The sequence below is a fragment of the Microbacterium insulae genome (genome assembly GCF_042677065.1).
Classification (GTDB): domain Bacteria; phylum Actinomycetota; class Actinomycetes; order Actinomycetales; family Microbacteriaceae; genus Microbacterium; species Microbacterium insulae.
In genome coordinates, this window is the sequence record NZ_JBHTII010000001.1 from 1,064,658 (window position 1) to 1,081,579 (window position 16,922).

At 72.7% G+C, this 16,922-nt stretch carries 16 protein-coding genes; 3 read left to right on the top strand and 13 right to left on the bottom strand.

The genetic code is table 11. The features are described 5' to 3' along the window. Positions 1–67: 67 nt before the first annotated feature. The 8 genes from ACFQ0P_RS05010 to ACFQ0P_RS05045 all read right to left on the bottom strand — a co-directional run bounded on the left by ACFQ0P_RS05010 (position 68) and on the right by ACFQ0P_RS05045 (position 7,553). Positions 68–1,450 (bottom strand): glycine--tRNA ligase, encoded by a 1,383-nt coding sequence (locus ACFQ0P_RS05010; RefSeq protein ID WP_204980978.1) that lies wholly within the window; start codon positions 1,448–1,450, stop codon positions 68–70. Between the two features lie 114 nt (positions 1,451–1,564). Then, positions 1,565–2,902 (bottom strand): alpha-hydroxy-acid oxidizing protein, encoded by a 1,338-nt coding sequence (locus tag ACFQ0P_RS05015; protein ID WP_204980979.1) that lies wholly within the window; start codon positions 2,900–2,902, stop codon positions 1,565–1,567. 56 nt (positions 2,903–2,958) lie between these two features. Next, the gene (locus tag ACFQ0P_RS05020) at positions 2,959–3,117 is read right to left on the bottom strand and encodes a hypothetical protein (RefSeq protein ID WP_204980980.1); all 159 of its coding nucleotides are present in this window, start codon (positions 3,115–3,117) and stop codon (positions 2,959–2,961) included. A gap of 158 nt (positions 3,118–3,275) precedes the next feature. Next, a complete protein-coding gene (locus ACFQ0P_RS05025; RefSeq protein WP_378771524.1) occupies positions 3,276–4,166 on the bottom strand; it encodes a hypothetical protein in 891 nt (296 codons plus the stop codon). Beyond that, positions 4,163–5,296: an o-succinylbenzoate synthase gene (gene menC / locus ACFQ0P_RS05030; RefSeq protein ID WP_204980981.1), complete on the bottom strand. Its 1,134-nt coding sequence runs from the start codon at positions 5,294–5,296 to the stop codon at positions 4,163–4,165. The genes ACFQ0P_RS05025 and menC overlap by 4 nt, the downstream gene beginning before the upstream one ends. Positions 5,297–5,332: 36 nt before the next feature. After that, complete coding sequence (locus ACFQ0P_RS05035; RefSeq protein WP_204980982.1) at positions 5,333–5,503, bottom strand: hypothetical protein; 171 nt, start codon at positions 5,501–5,503, stop codon at positions 5,333–5,335. A gap of 307 nt (positions 5,504–5,810) precedes the next feature. Beyond that, positions 5,811–6,734, bottom strand: coding sequence for a cyclase family protein (locus ACFQ0P_RS05040; RefSeq protein ID WP_204980984.1), 924 nt, complete (start codon positions 6,732–6,734; stop codon positions 5,811–5,813). Positions 6,735–6,836: 102 nt separating this feature from the next. After that, positions 6,837–7,553 (bottom strand): GNAT family N-acetyltransferase, encoded by a 717-nt coding sequence (locus ACFQ0P_RS05045; RefSeq protein ID WP_204980986.1) that lies wholly within the window; start codon positions 7,551–7,553, stop codon positions 6,837–6,839. A 95-nt stretch (positions 7,554–7,648) separates the two neighbouring features. On the opposite strand from ACFQ0P_RS05045, the gene ACFQ0P_RS05050 reads away from it, so the two are divergent. The 3 genes from ACFQ0P_RS05050 to purU all read left to right on the top strand — a co-directional run bounded on the left by ACFQ0P_RS05050 (position 7,649) and on the right by purU (position 11,743). Further along, positions 7,649–9,049 carry an MFS transporter gene (locus tag ACFQ0P_RS05050; protein ID WP_204980988.1) on the top strand — a complete coding sequence of 467 codons (1,401 nt, stop codon included), beginning with the start codon at positions 7,649–7,651 and terminating at the stop codon, positions 9,047–9,049. A gap of 94 nt (positions 9,050–9,143) precedes the next feature. Further along, positions 9,144–10,730 (top strand): peptide MFS transporter, encoded by a 1,587-nt coding sequence (locus tag ACFQ0P_RS05055; RefSeq protein ID WP_204980990.1) that lies wholly within the window; start codon positions 9,144–9,146, stop codon positions 10,728–10,730. Between the two features lie 134 nt (positions 10,731–10,864). Continuing rightward, positions 10,865–11,743 carry a formyltetrahydrofolate deformylase gene (purU, locus tag ACFQ0P_RS05060; protein WP_204980992.1) on the top strand — a complete coding sequence of 293 codons (879 nt, stop codon included), beginning with the start codon at positions 10,865–10,867 and terminating at the stop codon, positions 11,741–11,743. Positions 11,744–11,746: 3 nt separating this feature from the next. Here purU and ACFQ0P_RS05065 read toward each other — a convergent pair whose 3' ends face one another. From ACFQ0P_RS05065 to ACFQ0P_RS05085, 5 genes are read right to left on the bottom strand one after another with little or no spacing between them, the layout of a single operon-like run. Next, positions 11,747–13,318 (bottom strand): CDP-alcohol phosphatidyltransferase, encoded by a 1,572-nt coding sequence (locus tag ACFQ0P_RS05065; protein ID WP_204980994.1) that lies wholly within the window; start codon positions 13,316–13,318, stop codon positions 11,747–11,749. 58 nt (positions 13,319–13,376) lie between these two features. Beyond that, positions 13,377–14,117 (bottom strand): RibD family protein, encoded by a 741-nt coding sequence (locus ACFQ0P_RS05070; protein WP_378771529.1) that lies wholly within the window; start codon positions 14,115–14,117, stop codon positions 13,377–13,379. Continuing rightward, positions 14,114–15,106, bottom strand: a complete 993-nt coding sequence (locus ACFQ0P_RS05075) for a lysylphosphatidylglycerol synthase domain-containing protein (protein WP_204981001.1) — start codon at positions 15,104–15,106, stop codon at positions 14,114–14,116. Before ACFQ0P_RS05075 ends, ACFQ0P_RS05070 begins: the two co-directional genes overlap by 4 nt. After that, entirely contained in the window at positions 15,103–15,903 is an 801-nt protein-coding gene (locus ACFQ0P_RS05080) for a class I SAM-dependent methyltransferase (protein WP_204981003.1), read from the bottom strand. The genes ACFQ0P_RS05075 and ACFQ0P_RS05080 overlap by 4 nt, the downstream gene beginning before the upstream one ends. Beyond that, positions 15,900–16,922 (bottom strand): glycosyltransferase family 4 protein, encoded by a 1,023-nt coding sequence (locus ACFQ0P_RS05085; protein ID WP_378771531.1) that lies wholly within the window; start codon positions 16,920–16,922, stop codon positions 15,900–15,902. The genes ACFQ0P_RS05080 and ACFQ0P_RS05085 overlap by 4 nt, the downstream gene beginning before the upstream one ends.

Here is a 16,922-nt window from a genome sequence, read left to right on the forward strand (position 1 = left end):
GTCGCGCGACACAGCGTGTGCCGGAAACTGCAGCGGCGGAGCGCCGAGCGCCGCGTCGAGCGCCGCGTCAGGCGCCGCGAAGACGCTCGGCGAGGTAGCCGTGGAGGGCCTCGAGCGGCACGCGCTCCTGGCCCATCGTGTCGCGATCGCGGACGGTGACCGCCCGGTCGTCGAGCGAGTCGAAGTCGACCGTGACGCAGAACGGCGTGCCGATCTCGTCCTGACGGCGGTAGCGGCGTCCGATGGCGCCGGCGTCGTCGAAGTCGATGTTCCACTGCCCGCGGAGGTCCTCGGCCACTTCGCGCGCGATCGGCGACAGCTGCTCGTTGCGCGACAGGGGCAGGATCGCCGCCTTCACCGGCGCGAGACGCGGGTCGAGCTTGAGCACGGTGCGGGTGTCGGTGCCGCCCTTCGCGTTCGGCGCCTCCTCCTCGTGGTACGCGTCGACGAGGAACGCCATCATCGCGCGCGTGAGGCCGAAGGACGGCTCGATCACGTACGGCGTGTAGCGCTCACCGCTGGCCTGATCGAAGTACGACAGGCTCTGGCCGGATGCCTCGGCATGGCTGGACAGGTCGTAGTCGGTGCGATTGGCCACACCCATGAGCTCGCCCCACTCCTTGCCCGGGAAGCCGAAGCGGTACTCGACGTCGATCGTGCCGGCGGAGTAGTGGGCGCGCTCGTCCTCGGGCACGTCGTAGCGTCGCATGTTGTCGGCGTCGATGCCCAGGTCGATGAACCAGTTCCAGCAGTCCTCGACCCACGCCTGGAACCACGTGTCGGCATCGGCGGGCGGAGTGAAGAACTCGATCTCCATCTGCTCGAACTCGCGCGTGCGGAAGATGAAGTTTCCCGGCGTGATCTCGTTGCGGAACGCCTTGCCCACCTGCCCGATGCCGAACGGCGGCTTCTTGCGGCTCGCCGTGAGCACGTTGGCGAAGTTCACGAAGATGCCCTGCGCCGTCTCGGGTCGCAGGTAGTGGAGTCCCGACTCGTCGTCCACGACGCCGAGATAGGTCTTCACGAGGCCCGAGAACGACTTCGGCTCGGTCCAGTTGCCGCGCACACCGGTCTCGGGGTCGGGCACCTCGTCCCAGCTCTCGGGCTCGCGTCCGCGCTTGGCGACGAAGGCCTCCCACAGGTGGTCGGCGCGGTAGCGCTTGTGCGTGATCTTGGACTCCACGACCTCGTCGGCGAACGTCGCGACGTGACCGGATGCCTCCCACACGCGCTTGGGCAGGATGATCGAGGAGTCGAGGCCGACCATGTCGCCGCGGCCGCGCACGAACGTCTGCCACCACTGGCGGCGGATGTTCTCCTTGAGCTCGGTGCCGAGGGGGCCGTAGTCCCACGCCGAGCGGGATCCGCCGTAGATCTCACCGGCCTGGAACACGAACCCGCGGTGACGGGCGAGGGCGATGACTTTGTCGAGGCGGGACTGCTCGGCCATGGTGGCTCCAATGGTCGGGAGGGGAGATGCGAGGTCGCTGCGCCGCAGAGCGCGGCATCCGTCGATTCTACTGAGCGGGCGGGCCCCGCTGGTGCCGTCCCTGCGCGGATCAGCTCACGCCGGACGCAGCGCGTCGCGCCCGACCTCGGTCACCGCGGTGTGTCCCGACAGGCCGAGGGTGATGTCGAGCTCGGCCAGCACGTTGCGCACGACCTCGCGCACACCCTCCTCGCCAGCGATCCCGAGGCCGTACGCGTACGGGCGGCCGAGCGCGACGACGGTGGCGCCGAGCGCGAGCGCGATGAACGCATCCGCGCCCTGCCGCACCCCCGAGTCGAACACCACGGGCACCCGCCCGGCGACGCGCTCGACCACGCCGGGAAGAGTGTCCAGCGTCGGCACCGACTGGTCGATCTGGCGTCCGCCGTGGTTCGACACCCACACGCCGTCGACCCCCGAGTCGACCGCGCGGGACGCGTCGTCGGGGTGCACGATGCCCTTCAGCAGGATCGGCAGGCTCGTCCACTCGCGCGCCTTCGCCAGGTCGTCCCACGTGAGCGCGGGGGTGGAGAACACGTCGAGGAAGGTCTCCACCGCGGCCCGCGGCAGCGGCGAGCGGAGGTTGTCCCGCAGCCCGTCGGCGCCCGTGATCGCGGCGCCCTTCCGCGCGATCTTCACCCCGGCCGCCACCGTCTTCGGCGTCAGTCGCACGGGAGGGGAAGGCGGTGCCGAGGCATCCGGTCCTCGCCTCATGCGCGCGCGCACCAGCTGCTGGAACACCGGGTCGCTCGTGTACTGGGCGATCCCCAGCCCGCGTGTGAACGGCAGGTAGGCCAGGTCGAGGTCGCGTGTGCGCCAGCCGAGCAGGTGCGTGTCGAGGGTGACCACGATCGCTTCGCAGCCGGATGCCTCCGCCCGCCGCAGCAGCGACGCGTTGAGGTCGTCGTCGGCCGACCAGTACAGCTGGAACAGCCGGCTGCCGTGGGGCGCGGCATCCGCCACCGTCTCCATGGGGAACGACGCCTGGTTCGACAGCGTGTACGGGACGCCGAGGGATGCCGCGGCCCGCGCCACCGCGAGGTCGGCGTCGTCGTGAGCCAGCTCCATGACCCCGAGCGGTGCGAGGATCAGCGGCGTGGGGCGGCGGCGACCGAGGAACTCGACGGAGAGGTCGCGCGCGGACACGTCGCGCAGAGGTCGCGGCCACACCTGCCACCGCTCGAATGCCCGGGCGTTTGCGCGGACCGTCCGCTCGGCGCCGGCGCCTCCGGCGAGGTAGGCGAAGGCTTCGGCGCTGAGTCGGCGGCGGGCGGCGTCCTCGAGGCCCCCGGCGTCCACGGGAACCCGCGGCCGCGTGCCGCTGATCCCGGCGCGGTAGATCTCGGACTGGGTCCGGCGCGAGATGCCGCGCGCGGCGGCGGGGTCTGGGGGAGCGACGCTGCTCTGGGCCATGTCGTCAGCCTAGGCGTGCTCCCGCCGCTTCAGGTGCCGCGTCAGGTGCGACGGCGTCAGGTCTGGCGGCGGATGAAGCGCATGAGCCACGCGATCACCGCGATGACGACGATCACCACGCCGATCCACAGCAGGAACTTGGCGGCTTCGATGAAGACGCCGAGGAGGAGCAGCACGATGCCGACGATGAGGAGAATGACTGCGAGTCCGGTCATGCCTCGAGTCTTCCGCGGAAGCGGCGGCCGACCGAGGGTCTTGACAAGCCGCGATCCCTCCGTCGCGGGTCAGTCGCGAGCGCCGTGTCACACGAACGGCGGGTGCAGCGCCGCGCGACCCGCCATCTGTGTGACATGCCTCGTCGCGGTCCGTGGAGTCAGGACCCGAAGCCGCACCAGTCCGCCACCCAGGTCAGGATGCGGCCCCGCAGCTCCTCCGAGGCCGCGAGCTCGATCTCCCCGGGCTCGCCGCCGATCTCGACGTCGAGGTCGAAGATCGTCCCGCGCTTGTCCTCCTGCACCGCGTGGGGGTCGCAGCGCAGCGGGACGAGCGGCAGCGACACCGTGACCGGCGCACTCTCGCCGGGCTCGAGCACGAGGTCGATCGTGTGCGCGTCTGCGGTGTCGCCCCCGGTGGCGGCGAACGTCAGCAGGTTGGTCGTCTGGACGGCCCGGATGCCGGCACCCCCCGCACCCGTCGGGGTCACCGTCAGCTCGAGCGCAGCCGGCTCGCCGGCGGGAGCGGGCTCGAATCCGGTGAAGGCGATGTCGGCGGCCGCGGAGAGGAGCACCACGCGGCACTCTCGCTCGTGCAGCGGCGCGACGAAGTCGAGCGGGTCCTCGATCGGCGTCGAGGCCCGGCCGCCGGTGTCCCCCAGCGTGTAGGCGAACTCCACCGTCGCTGTGGCGTCGGCGGGGACGACGTCGCACGCGACGGGCGGCAGCTGCACCCGGATGCCGACGCTCCGCCCGGCCGGGATGGTGCTGTCGCGCGCGGCGACGCGGGTCGCGGCATCCGTGAATCTCGGGTCCGTCACCGCGACCTCGCCGACGACGAGGGTTTCGTCGGTGCCGTTGGTGACGAGCACCTCGGCCTGTCGCGCGGCGACGTCGGAGCGCAGCTGCTGCAACTCGACCGAGACGCCCGCGGGCAGGCCCGGCTCGGGGGTCGGGGCGGGCTCGGCTGCCGGGGCGCATGCGGTGATTGCGGCGAGCACGGCGAGGGCGGCGGCCGCCGCGGCGGCCCGCACCGGCGCCCGCCCGCTCACCGGGTGAGGGTCTCTCGAGCGACGGTGAAGTCCTCGAGCGCGACCGGGTCGATCTCGATCCCGAGGCCGTGCCCCGTCGGTACGCGCACGTGGCCGTCCTCGAGCACCGCCGGCTCGGTGACGATGTCGCGCGTGTAGAACCGGCTCGACGCCGAGACATCTCCGGGGAGCGTGAAGCCCGGCAGCGCCGCGAGCGCCGCGTTGGCGGCGCGGCCGATGCCGGTCTCGAGCATGCCTCCGCACCACACCGGGATCCCGGCATCCCGGCACAGGTCGTGGATCGCGACGGCCTCGAGGTATCCGCCGACGCGTCCCGCCTTGATGTTGACGACGGATGCCGCGCCCAGCGCGAGCGCGTCGGCGGCGGCCTTGACCGACACGATCGACTCGTCCAGGCACACGGGGGTCGACAGGCGGCGGGCGAGGGTCGCGTGATCGACGAGGTCGTCCTCCTGCAGCGGCTGCTCGATGAGCAGAAGGTCGAAGCGGTCGAGCTCGGCGAGCAGGTCGGCGTCGGCGAGCGTGTACGCGGAGTTCGCATCGACCTGAAGCGGGATCGCGCCGAACGCGTCACGGACGGCCGCGGTGTCGCCGACGTCGCGGCCGGGCTTGATCTTGACCTTGATGCGCACGTAGCCGTCGTCGAGATAGCCGGCGACGGTCTCGACGAGCGCGCCGGGATCTCGCTGGATGCCGACCGAGACCCCGCTCGGCACCCGGTCGCGCACGGCGCCGAGGTACTCGCCGAGGGCGCGGCCCTCGCTGCGCAGCGCGGCGTCGAGGACGGCGAGCTCCAGGCCCGCCTTGACCATCCGGTGCCCGACGAAGGGCGCGAGCGCGGGGGCGATCTCCTGCGGCGCGAGGCTGCCGCGGTCGAGCAGTGCCGGCACGAGCCAGCGCAGCGCGACATCCCACGCACCCCTGGTGTACTCGCTCGAGTACAGCGGCGCGGGCATCGTGACGATCTCGCCCCAGCCGTCGCCGTCCGCGGTCATCGCCCGCACGACGATCACCTCGCGCACCGTCTCGGTGCCGAACGACGTCGTGAACGGGGAGACGAGCGGAAGGCGGAGCACCCGGAGCTCGAACCCCTCGAGGGCGACGGATGCCGCGGCGGACGCGATGGGCATGCGCTCAGCGTACGCCCGCTCGTGCGCGGGGCGCCGTCAGTGCGCGGGCCGCAGCTTCGCCCCGGCCGGCATCGCGGGCGCCACCGGGACGAACGTGCCGCGTGCGCGCCGCGGACCGCGCGTGCGGGCCTCCCGGCGTCGAGGCCGACCGTCGCGCCGCAGCGCCGTGGCCATCGCCGCCATCAGCATCTCGATGTGCTCGTGCATGTCGTCCCCCTGTGTCTCTGCAGAACAGGAGCCTGTTCGGATGCGCCAGATACCTCGCCCACGCCGAGTCGACGGCATCCGGTGTCCCTGACCGCGGAGCTCCGTCGCGGCGGCGCTTCCGGCGCGGCGCTGCAGTTTCCGACAAGCGCTGCTGTTCTGGAGGGCGCGTGCGTCGGAAACTGCCGCGCTTTGGACAGCGCTCCCGACGGCGCGGGGCACCCCCGCCCGCTCATGCCGATGCCGTCGCTGATTCCTTGCAGATCTACCGACGTCATCCGCTCGCGGGCAGGGAAGCATTCGGAATGGGTCAGGCGGGGACCTCGGCGAAGGCGCGGACCGGGAACGTGCCGAAGCCCACGACCGCCGGAGGCGCGGCGGTGAAGCGGGCGCCGCGCGGGGGCAGCGCGCGGAGGTTCGTCAGGTGCTCGACCACGTGCACGCCCGCGCCGAGCAGCAGCGAGTGGGCGGGCCGCTCGCCCCCGGACTCGGTGTCGTCGATGTTGAGCGAGTCGATGCCGACGAGCACGGCACCGGCGTCGATGAGCCACTGCGCACCTTCGCCGGTGAGGTACGGCGCCCCCGCGCCGTACTCGGGGCGGCCGAACCAGCGGTCCCAGCCGGTGTGGAGGAGCACCGCGGCGCCACGCACGTCCCGGTCGGCGAGGGTCTCGGGACGGATGCCGCGACGCGCAGGGATCCACGCATCTTCGAGGTGGTAGACCTCGGCGCGCAGACCGACGAGCGTCGACAGGTCGAGTCCGGCGAGATCCGGGCCCTCCGCATACCGGTGGAACGGGCTGTCGAGGTAGGTGCCGGTGTTGCCGACCATCGTGAGGATGTCCATCGCGAACTCGGTCCCCGGCGCGTACTTCGCTCTGGATGCCTCGCGAGTCAGATGCGGAGTGATCGCCGGCGCCGGCAGCCCGGGGTAGGTCACGAGCCCGGCGCGGATCGGATGGCTCAGGTCGACTACGCGGGCCGTCGCGACGACCGGCGCACCCGCCGGATCCCCCACCCCGCGGCTGCCACGATGGGGCTCCTCGACGATGCGGAGGCCGCGCAGTTCGACGGCATCGACGAGCGCGAGTCCGAGGTGCTGCACGAGCAGGCGGCCGATCTCGGCCTCCGACAGGTCGGACTCGGGCAGGTCGAGCCGGAAGCCGGTCCCCGAGAGGTCGCCGCCGTTGGCGAAGCGGATGTCGAAGTCGAAGTGGGCGCGGAAGTCGGGCATGACGCGAGCCTAGGGACGTCGGGACCGCCACGAGCAGAGGAGAAAAGACGAGCGGAGGAGGATTCCTGCCGAGTCATTCGTCCCCAGCGGACCGCGGCAGCGTCAGGCCGGACGCACGAAGAGGTAACCGCGGTCGTCGTCGAAGCCGCCGATCACGAGACCCTCGCCGAGCCGGGCGAGGATCGCCTCGCGCACGCGGACGCGCCAGGCCGCGGCATCCGCCGGCGCTTCACGACGCAGCGTCTCGATGTCGCGGGGGACCGCGACCGACGCGACCACCCGCTCGTCGCCGGGGGTCGGGACGGGCGGCGCGGCGAGCGCCCACGACACCATGACGCGGTCGGTCTCGTCGCCGCGATTGACGCCGTCGTCCATCGGACCGTAGTGGTCGACGAGGTACTCGGTGACGCGCGTGCCGAGCGTGCGGAGGTTGAAGTGGGCGTTGCGCGCGACGAGCGGGTCGAAGGTCCACGTGATGTGCCCGACGTCGCGGGCGAGGGCCCACTCGCGCTGGTGCTGTTTGAGCGCGCGTCCGAGTCCGCGGCTCTGCAGACCGGGCAGCACGCCGGTGATGTGGCTGTGCATCGACCGTGCGGCCGGCGCGGCGAAGAAGGCGACGGATGCCCCGACCATCCGGTCCGCCTGGTACAGCCCGACGGCGTAGTTGCCGGAGTGCGCGAGCGCGCGCAGCAGGTTGGGCGGCATGCCCCCGTTGTCACCGCCCCACACGTCGGCCAGCACCTGCGACGCGCGGTGCACCTCGGCGACGGTGTCGAGCGGGCGGATGTCGATGCCGGGCGGAGTGTCGATCTCGGCCATGCGATCACCGTACTCCCGGAGCCCCGCCCCTCGCCCGCCGATAGCCTGGAGCGATGGCTGCGCGGGATGAGGATGAGAGAAGAAGACTCACCCGGATGCCTCGGCAGGGCGCGATCGTCGCGGTCCTCGCGATCGCGGGCCTCGCGTCGTCGTTCATGTTCACGCTGGTCGTGCCGATCCAGTCCAAGCTGCCCGAGCTGCTGGACGCCAGTCGCGACGACACCGCATGGGTGGTGACATCCACTCTCCTCGCGGCGGCGATCATCACGCCCATCTCGGGGCGCCTCGGCGACATGTACGGCAAGCGGCGCATCGTGCTCGTGCTGCTCGCGCTCCTCGTCGTCGGATCGGTGATCGCAGCGCTCTCGCCCGGGATCGTCGGCATCATCGTCGGCCGTACCCTCCAGGGGGCCGTGGTCGGGGTCGTGCCGCTCGGGATCTCGATCCTGCGCGATGTGCTCCATGAGAACCGCGTCGACACCGCGATCGCCCTCATCAGCGCGACGCTGGGCGTCGGCGGCGCCCTCGGCCTGCCGATCAGCGCCTTCATCACCGAGCGCAGCGACTGGCACGTGCTCTTCTGGGTCGCGGCGGGCCTCGGCGCGGTCGTGTTCGGGCTGGTGCTGTGGATCGTGCCCGTCAGCGTCCTGCGCACGGCGGGCCGCTTCGACTTCGTGGGGGCGGCCGGGCTCAGCCTGGGGCTCCTCGGCATCCTGCTCGCGGTCTCGCGCGGCAACGAGTGGGGCTGGACGTCGCCCGCCGTGCTCGGCCTCGGACTCGGCGGGCTCCTCGTGCTGCTGGCGTGGGGCTGGTACGAGCTGCGGATCGACGAGCCGCTCCTGGATCTGCGCGTCGCGGCGCGCCGGCCCGTGCTGCTGACGAACATCGCGTCGATCGCGATGGGCTTCTCGCTGTTCGCCTCGAACGTCGTCTACCCGCAGATGCTCGAGCTTCCCGTCGCGACGGGAGGGTTCGGCCTGTCGCTCCTCGCCGCGAGCTTCGTCGTCATGCCCGCCGGCGTCGTGATGATGGTCCTGTCGCCGTTCTCGGGCCGTCTCGCCCGCACGGTCGGCCCGAAGCTGCTGCTGGTGCTCGGCGCGATCTCGCTCATCCTCGCGTACGGGTTCACCCTCCTCTTCTCGAGCGAGGTGTGGCAGCTCGTCGTGGCGAACTTCCTCATCGGCGCGGGCATCGGCTTCGGCTACGCGGCGATGCCGATGCTCATCATGCGCTCCGTCCCGCAGTCCGAGACGGGCGCGTCCAACGGCCTGAACGCCCTGTTCCGCTCGCTCGGGACGAGCACTGCCGCCGCCATCGTCGGCGCGGTGCTCGCGACGTACACGATCGATGCGGGAGGGATGCCGGTGCCCACGCCGACCGCCTTCCAGCTGTCGTTCGTGCTCGGTGGCGCAGCCGCGGTCGTCGCGCTCGTGGTGGCGCTGTTCATCCCCCGCCGTCGGGCGGTGCAGGAGCGGCATCCCTCCCTCCCGGAGTGAACCGTCCTGCCGGCGCAGCGCCCTCCCGGGAGGGCTGACGCGGGGCGGAGCCGGACGCTAGCCTGACACCCACGAGCGCGGCGAGGGAGCAGCCATGGACGAACGCGACGAGCGCGAGCAGGTGCCGGTCGGACCTCCCGACGGCGCGACGGCAGCCGCCGAGGCGGGAACGGCGCACGGTGCGCGGGCGGCCGAAGCCAGCGGCACCGACCACGCCGGCACAGCCGCACCGGACGACGGCAGCGACCACGACACGCGGTTCTTCGGCCAGCCGTGGGCGCTCGCCCACATCTTCGGCGTCGAGATGTGGGAGCGCTTCAGCTTCTACGGCATGCAGGTCGTGATGACCTTCTACCTCTACTTCTCGGTCAGCGAGGGCGGTCTGGGGCTGCCGCAGCCGACGGCGCTCGGCATCATCGGGGCGTACGGCGGCACGGTGTACCTGTGCACGATCCTCGGCGCCTGGCTGGCCGACCGCCTCCTGGGCTCGGAGCGGGTGCTGTTCTACAGCGCCATCGTGATCATGGCCGGTCACGTGGCCCTCGCCGCGCTTCCGGGCTTCGCCGGTGTCGGCGTGGGCCTCGTCCTCGTCGCGCTCGGCTCGGGCGGCCTCAAGGCGAACGCGACCTCGGTCATCGGCACGCTGTACTCGGCGAAGGACCCGCGCCGGGACGCCGGGTTCTCGCTCTTCTACCTGGGCATCAACCTCGGCGCGTTCTTCGGGCCGATCATCACCGGCGCCGTCCGCGACATCGCCGGCTTCCACTGGGCCTTCCTCGTCGCGGCGATCGGAATGGGCCTCGGGCTGCTCCAGTACTCGTTCGGCCGCAAGTCCCTTCCCCCGCAGTCCCGGGTCATCCCCAACCCCCTCCCGAAGAAGCGGTATCCGGTCGTCATCGGCGTGGCGATCGCCGGCCTCGCCGCGCTCGCCGTGCTGGTGCTCACGGGTGTGGTGAACGCCGACAACCTCTCGGCATCCGTCGCCATCGTGACCGTCGTCGCGGCCGTCGCGTACTTCGCGGTCATCCTCACGAGCAGGCTCATCTCGGCCGACGAGCGCTCGCGCGTCTTCGGCTTCATCCCGCTCTTCATCACCTCGACGGCCTTCTGGTCGCTGTACCAGCAGCAGTTCACCGTCGTGCCGGTGTACTCCGAGTCGAAGCTCGATCGCACCTTCTTCGGGTGGACGATGCCCCCGGAGTGGGTGCAGTCCATCAACCCCGTGTTCATCATCGTGCTGTCCGGGGTCTTCGCCGCGATCTGGACCAAGCTCGGCGACCGGCAGCCCTCGACACCCGTGAAGTTCGGCGTCGGCACGATCCTCATGGGCTGCGCGTTCCTCCTGTTCCTGCCGTTCGCGGGAGGGGGCGCGAACTCGACGCCGCTCCTGGCGATGGTCGGCATCCTCTTCGTGTTCACCGTCGCCGAGCTCCTCGTGTCGCCGATCGGGCTGTCCGTGACGACGAAGCTGGCACCCGACAAGTTCCACACGCAGATGGTGGCGCTGTTCTTCCTGTCGGTCGCTCTGGGCACGTCGGTGTCGGGCATCGTGGCGGGCTTCTACGACCAGGAGAACGAGGTCCCGTACTTCACGATCCTCGGCGGGCTCGCCATCGTCGTCGGCGCCGGCCTGCTCGTCTCGGTCAAGCCCGTGCTCAAGCTCATGCGCGGGGTGCGTTAGCGGGCTCTGCCGAGCTCAGGAGATCCGCCGAGATCAGGCCGGTTCTCCGGCGCCCGGTCCTGATCCGGGCAGTTCTCCTGTGCTCGGCAGGCCGAAGGCAGGGCCGGATGCCGAGGACAGGGCAGAATCGACGCATGGCCGCTTCCCCGCACCTGCATCCCGACCACGCCTGCCTGATCGTCCACGGCAGCGACCGTCCGGGGATCGTGGCGGCGGTGTCGGCGCTCATCACCCGCAACAACGGCAACATCGTCGCGTTCGACCAGTACTCGGACGACCCGACCGGCGGCGCGTACTTCCAGCGCGTGGTGTTCCACCGGCCCGACCTCGCGGCGGCGCTCCCCGAGATCGAGACCGACCTCGCACGCACGCTCGGCGAGGGGTTCGACCTGCAGTGGTCGATCACCGATCAGTCCGTGCCCAAGCGCATGGCGATCCTCGCCTCCAAGCAGGACCACTGCCTGCTCGATCTGCTGTGGCGCCACCGCCGCGGCGACCTTCCCGTGACGATCCCGATGGTGATCTCGAACCACACGACGGCGGCCGACGACGTGCGCTCGTTCGGGGTGCCGTTCTTCCACGTGCCGTCCGTGGCCGGCCCCGACAAGTCGGCGTCCGAGGCCGAGATCCTGAAGCTGCTCGCGGGCAACGTCGACTTCGTGGTGCTCGCCCGGTACATGCAGATCCTGTCGGCGGACTTCCTCGCGAAGCTCGCCGTTCCCGTGATCAACATCCACCACTCGTTCCTGCCCGCCTTCATCGGCGCGGAGCCGTACAAGAAGGCCAAGGAGCGCGGCGTCAAGCTCATCGGCGCGACCTCGCACTACGTCACCGACGACCTGGACGAGGGCCCGATCATCGAGCAGGACACCGTCCGAGTCACCCACGGCGACAGCGTCGAGGAGCTCGTGCGTCGCGGCTCCGACGTCGAGCGCCAGGTCCTCTCGCGCGCCGTCCTGTGGCACGCGCAGGACCGCGTCATCCGCCACGGCAACCACACGATCGTGTTCTGACGCTCACCCGCCGAAGGCGGCGACGAACCGGTCGCGGAACTCGTCCATGCGCCACACCGGCGCCGACGCCGATGGGTGGATGCCTCGTTCCCATCCCCACTCCTCGACCGCGTCGAGCACGGCGGGGTCCTGCGCGATGATCGTCACGGGGACGTCGTGCGAGGCATCCGTCCCGCTGACGATGGGCGCCGGCTGGTGGTCGCCGACGAGCACCACGACGAGGTCGCGCCGGCCGAACGTCTCGAGGTAGGAGAACGTCGCCTCGAGCGAATAGGCGATCGATGCACCGTACAGCTCGCGCACGCGGGCGGGGTCGCCCCACACCTCGGCCGCCGAGGGGCCCGCGGCGGCGTGTGACGCGAAGACCCGGCCGTCGCCGAGCTGCGACCACGGCACGAGCTCGGGCAGCGGAGTCCAGGGCGTGTGCGATGACACGAGGTCGATCTCGGCCATGACCGGACCCGGCACGTCCGATCGGCGGTCGTGGAACACGCGCCACGTGTACTGGTCGGGCATGCGCGCGTATCCGAACGCCGGGCCGCGGTAGCCCATGGTGCGCGCGTCGAGCATGGTGTCGAAGCCGTAGAAGGCGCGCCCCTCGTCCCAGTCCCGTCCGTTCGACGGCACGACCGACATCGTGTGCCAGCCGGCCGCACCGAAGAGGCCGCTCAGCGTGGCCCGCTCGCCGTCGAGCAGCCGCGCGTACTTCTGCGGCGAGTCGACCCAGACCCCCGCCTGCAGCGTCGCGTGCGCGAGCCAGCTCACGCCGCCGAACGTCGGGGACGTGAGGAACGCGCTGCGGCCGTCGTATCCGGCACGCGCGAGATCGGTCTCGCCCTGGGCGAGGGTCTGGCGGATGCGCGAGGTGAACGGTGCGTCCTCGAGCGACACCCGGCCGTAGCTCTCGACGAAGACGAGAACGACGTCCTTCCCCCGCAGCGCCGCGAAGCCGGGGTCGGCCGCGAGCGTGTCCCCCCGCACCTCGCGGTCGAACGCCGCGAGCTCCCGCACGCTCGCGAGGGCGCGCTCGGTCGTCTCGGCGAGCTCGCCGCCCGACCGTGCGGCCGCGAGGGGCGCACCCTGCGCGGAGTGGGCGCCCACCACGGCGAGCGCGATCCACGCCACCGCGACCCCAGCGACGGCCACCCTCCCGCGGGGATGAGCGCGCGCGACCGCGCCCGTGCGGAGCGCGGCGAGCGCGAGACCCGCCGCCGCGGCCGCGACGAGCACGAGCGCGAGCAACGCCGCCGACGCCGCGCCGAGCGGTCCCAGCGCGTCCGCGACGACGCCGTACCCGTCGAGCACGGCCCGGCCGTCGTCGGCCGGGTTGAACGGCCGGTCGATCGTCGCGCGAAACACCGCGTCCAGGGCCCCGGCGAGAAGAGCTGCGACGACGACGCATCCGAAGGCGGCCGCCGCGAGTCCTCGAGACAGACGGGCCGCGACGGTGAGCACGAGCAGCACCGCGACGATCGACTCCACCGGGAGGCCGACGAGGGCCGCCGCTCCCCCGCCGCCGAGCACGCCCGGCACGAGGGGCAGAACGACGAGCGCCGCCACCGCAGCCGTCGTCACGGCGGCACGACGCGCTCCGCCCCGGCTCGGCTCGCCCGCCCCTCCCGTGAAGGGCGGATCAGACCGGCTGCTCACCGTCCGGGGGTCCCTGGGGCTCGGCGAGCCGCGCGGCATGCGTGTCGAAGCGATCCGACAGCGCGTACCGCAGCAGCACGACGTCGCCGATCGGGCGTGTCTCCGTCAGGCGCGCGCGGCGCGAGGCGTTCCACGGGAAGCGCCCCTCCCCGACGAACCGGGGCGCCTGCGACTCGCCCACGAAGAACGGCGCGATCACGAGCTGCAGCTCGTCGGCGACATCCTCGACGAGGAACTGCGTGTGCATGCGTCCGCCGCCCTCGACCATGAGGCGGTGGATGCCGCGCCCGGCGAGGTCGTCGGCGACGGCCGCCATCGTCACTCGGTCGGCGAGGGGCACGACGGTCGCGACGCCGCCGAGCGCCCGCGTGATCCGCACCGCCTCGTCGCGGGGGCAGTAGACGATCTTCTCGACGTCGCCGAGCACGAAGAAGGCCGCGTCCGTCGGCAGCTCCCCGGTCTTGGTCACCGTGACCTTCACGGGCGTCTCCGCGCGGCCGGCGTCGCGGCGCAGCATCCGTCTCGCCTCGCTGCGTACGAGCAGGCGCGGATCGTCCCGGCGCACGGTGGAGGCGCCGACCATGATCGCGTCACTGTCGGCACGCAGCTGGTCGACGCGGTCGAAGTCCGCGGCGTTCGACATCGCGAGGCGCCGCGGGGTCTCGGTGTCGAGGTAGCCGTCCAACGACATCGCGCAGCTCAGCGTCACGTACGGGCGGGTCACGACGTCACCTCCGCGCGGCGTCGCCGCAGGACGGACGCCGCGGCTACGACGGCCCCGGGGGTGAGGGCGATCATGACCAGCACGCCGTAGGCCGTGGCCGCTGCGACACCCGCGGCGGCACCGAGCCCGACGGCGGCGAACGCCCACGCGGCGGCGCCCTCGCGCGGACCCCAGCCGCCCAGGCTGAACGGGATCGCCGACGCCAGCACGGCGACGATGGCCGCTGTCGCGAGGCGGTCGGGTGAGGCCGTGACACCGACCGCGAGGCACGCGACGACGAAGGTCGCGACGTGTGCGGCGAGGACGAGGACGGATGCCGCGACCACCGCGAGCACCGCTCGCCACGACGAGAAGGCGACGCGCAGCATGGCCGCCTCGCGCGCGAGTGCGGCGCGGGCTCGCCGGCTGACGGCGCAGACCACGGCCGCGACGCCGGCGAGCGCCGCGACCACCCCGAGCACCGCGAGCGCGGGTCCGGCCGCGGAGACGCCGATCGCCGCGAGCACGGCGACGGCGAGCACGAGCTGCACCGCCTGCCCCGCCGTCCGCTCCGCCGCGACCGCCCGCGCGGCCTGCGGCACGGCGGCGACGTCCCGCCCGTGCGCGACGGCACGGTGCACATCGCCGACGATGCCGCCGGGGAGCACGGTGTTGAGGAACTGCGAGCGGTAGTACGCGGCGATCGCCTCGGCGGCGCCCAGGCCGAGGCCCACGCGGCCCGCGACGATCCTCCAGCGCCACGCGGCCGCGCACGTCGCGATCGCCGCGAGCAGCAGCGCCGCCGCGATCGCCGGCACCGAGATCGCAGCGAGTCCGCGCACGAACGGCTCCGCTCCGACCGCCGCAACGACGGCGGCCACCACGATCGCCCCGGCGAGCGGCTTGGCCACTAGGCGCCACCCCTTGCTCGCCGAGAGGGCGCGGGCGAGGACCCGGCCGCTCCCGCGGCGGGGATTCGCGCCCGCTCGACTCACCGTCGGCGCCGTCATGACGGCCACGCCAGCAGGTCGCGGTGCTGCACCTCGACGCGCAGTCGCCCGGCGGCGACCTGCGACGAGCGCACCTGCGCGTACTCCCGCGCCCACTCCGTCAGCGCGGGCCGCTCCTCGACGGCCGCCGCCAGCCAGCCGTCGAGCCACTCGGCGATGAGCGGACCGTGATCGCTGCCGAGACGCCAGGGCGAGGCATCCGTCTCCACCGTCCATCCCGCGGAGCGGAAGAGCTCGGCCGCCAGGGTCGCCGCCTCCGGACCGAGCAGCCGCCGCCCTCCGGCGAGGCGACGCTGGTGGTCGTTGAAGGCCGCGGCGAGGACGACGTCGCCCGGGTCGACCGGATCGAACGTCACGACGCCGTCGACGCTCAGCGCGAAGAGGGCGGGCGCACCGACGGCGACGCACGCGTCGACGATCGCCTCGACCTCGTCGCTCGACAGGACATCCAGCAGCGCCGACGTCACGACGAGGTGCGCGCCGGCGATGTCCGCGCGGTCCAGGTGCTCCAGGTGACCCACGCGCGTGCGCACCGCGTCCACGCCCGGCGGCGGCGTCGCGGCGGCGCGTGCGAGCAGCGACGGGTTCCAGTCGTGCAGCACCCAGGTCTGCGGCGGCGGCAGCAGGGGAGCGAGCCAGCGCATCATCGATCCGGTGCCGCTGCCGAGGTCGTGCACGATCGCGGGCGCCGGCACGAGGCTCGCCGCGCGGCGGGCCAGCGGGAGCGACCGGGCCGCGGCATCCGCCGGCTCGCGCAGCGTCAGCCAGTCTGCGGAGACGGGGATCACGGCGCTCACGTCAGCCCCCGCAGAGCGGCGTCGACGGCGGCCGCGGTGTCGTGCCAGGTCGGTCGCCGCGGGGCCTCGCGCCGGGCGTCGCGCGTGAGCGCGTCGCGCAGCCCGGGGTCGGTGATCCACCGGTGGAGCGCGGTCCCCAGCCCCTCCGCCGTGGGCGGGACGAGGATGCCGCCCGCCGGTCCCACCGCCTCCGGCAAGCCGCCGACACGGGAGGCGAGGACGGGGATGCCGCGGCGCAGCGCTTCGGCGGCCGCCATCCCGTAGCTCTCGGTGCGCGACGGCGCAACGAGCAGGTCGGTGCGGGCGTACAGCGCCTCGAGCGCGCGGCGTCCGACGACGCCCGCCCACGTGATCCGGTCGGAGATCCCCGCGGCGTCGGCGCGTGCGAGGACCCGCTCCGCGAACCCCGGATCGACGGCGACGGACCCCGCGACCGTGCACGTCCACGCGCCGCGCGCGGCGGCGAGCGCGTCCACGAGCAGGTCCTGACCCTTGTGCGGCGCGACGACGCCGACGCACAGCAGCGACGTGCCGTCCGACGTGCGGGCCTCCACGAGGGCACCGTCCGCGCCGGGCGGGGCGACCACGACCCGCGCCGCGGGGACCAGTCCGCGCGCGATGAGCTCGTCGCGCGCCCACGCGCTCGTGGCGAGCACGAGGTCGGCGTGCGCGAGCGCGCGGCGTTCGGCCTCGACGTCGGCGCCGTCGGCGCTCTCGAATGCGGCGACCACCATGTGGGCCAGAACCGCGACGCGGGCGCCGCTCTGAGTGGTTCCGGCGACCGCGCCGGCGGCGAGCGGGTCCGGCCAACGGACGGCGACGAGGCTGTCCACGAGCACGACGGCGCCCGGGGGTGCGCTCGCGAGCACGTCGGCGAGCGTCGCGTCTCCGCCGCATGGCCGGAGTCGCACGTCCCAGCCGAGGGCGCGCAGGGCGTCGGCGACGCGAAGGTCGAAGAGGTTGCCGCCGCTCACGCGCGCGGGATCGTCGATCCCCTCGGGGACCGCGAACCACAGCAT